Origin of the sequence: Clostridium ljungdahlii, assembly GCF_001636845.1 — a bacterium.
Taxonomy (GTDB): Bacteria; Bacillota; Clostridia; order Clostridiales; family Clostridiaceae; genus Clostridium_B; species Clostridium_B ljungdahlii_A.
The window spans coordinates 1-1,322 of record NZ_LITT01000053.1; the positions used below are offsets into that span (position 1 = coordinate 1).

The following is a 1,322-nucleotide window of genomic DNA, read 5'->3' on the forward strand; positions in this document are numbered from 1 at the left end:
TTTCATTTACAGGGCTTTTACCTTCTCCGGCGGAGCCTTCCAGCTCTCTTCAATTAACACTTCACAGTATTTATGACCTATCCGCAACCCCAGGAACAAGTTCCTGGTTTGGGCTCTTTCCCGTTCGCTCGCCGCTACTTAGGAAATCGATGTTTCTTTCTCTTCCTCCGGGTACTTAGATGTTTCAGTTCCCCGGGTTTGCCTCTACAAACCTATGTATTCAGTTTGCAGTACCTAGCGTTATCTAGGTGGGTTTCCCCATTCGGATATCTCTGGTTCTCTGGCTATTTGCGCCTACCCAGAGCTTTTCGCAGCTTATCACGTCCTTCTTAGGCTCCTGGTGCCAAGGCATCCTCCATGCGCCCTTTGTAGCTTGACCTTTCATTATCGAAAATCGTCATTAACTTCGTCCAGCTTCGTCAAATACCTCATTCCGGTACTCATTTACATAAGTAAACTCCGCTCCTCATTCGGTCTTTTCCTTGCTGTACTCGTTACTGCCAATTTTCTTAGTTTCATCTACAAAGGTTATATTATAACCTTAGCTTTACTTGCAAAAACTGCTATTAACTTCGTATATCTTCGTCAAAATCATTCACTGCAGTACTCATTTACATAAGTAAACTCTGTTCCTCGCTCATGTTTTTCCTCGATATACTCGTTACTACCAATTTTTTAATTTCTTTATTTACTGTGCAATTTTCAAAGGACAATTTTTCAATTTACATTATAAATTGAAAATGGCTTTCTAATGAAAACCTTTGGTGGGCTTAAATGGACTCGAACCATCGACCTCACGCTTATCAGGCGTGCGCTCTAACCAGCTGAGCTATAAGCCCTAAATGGTGGAGATAAAGAGATTCGAACTCTTGACCCTCTGCGTGCAAGGCAGATGCTCTCCCAGCTGAGCTATACCCCCAAAATATTTTTATTCTATTTTTAAAAAATTGCTATTAACTTCGCAATACTGCGTCAAAACTTTCATTCCAGTGCTCATTTACATAAGTAAACTCCGCTCTTCATTCAAGTTTTTCCTTGTCTTGCTCGTTACTATCAATTTTTATCATCATCATACCACTTAAATTCAAAAGTGATACTTTGAAGAATCTATGATCCTTCAAAATTAAACAGAGTGAAAAATTGCTATTAACTTCGTATATCTTCGTCAAAATCATTCGCTGCGGTACTCATTTACATAAGTAAACTCTGTTCCTCGCTCATGTTTTTCCTTGATATACACGTTACTATCAATTTTTAAGTTTCAACTTACTTAAACCATCAATTTATAAGATAGATTATACTCTATCTTAGATCGGAAGAGC

Annotated in this window: 2 tRNA genes and 1 rRNA gene; all 3 read right to left on the reverse strand. The window is 38.9% G+C overall.

From position 1 onward, the window contains the following. Positions 1–379: ribosomal RNA gene (locus tag WY13_RS15530) — 23S ribosomal RNA — on the reverse strand; the annotation flags it as partial. 383 nt (positions 380–762) lie between these two features. Then, a tRNA-Ile gene (locus WY13_RS15535) sits at positions 763–839 on the reverse strand. Positions 840–843: 4 nt separating this feature from the next. Further along, positions 844–919, reverse strand: a tRNA-Ala gene (locus WY13_RS15540). Positions 920–1,322: the final 403 nt, after the last annotated feature.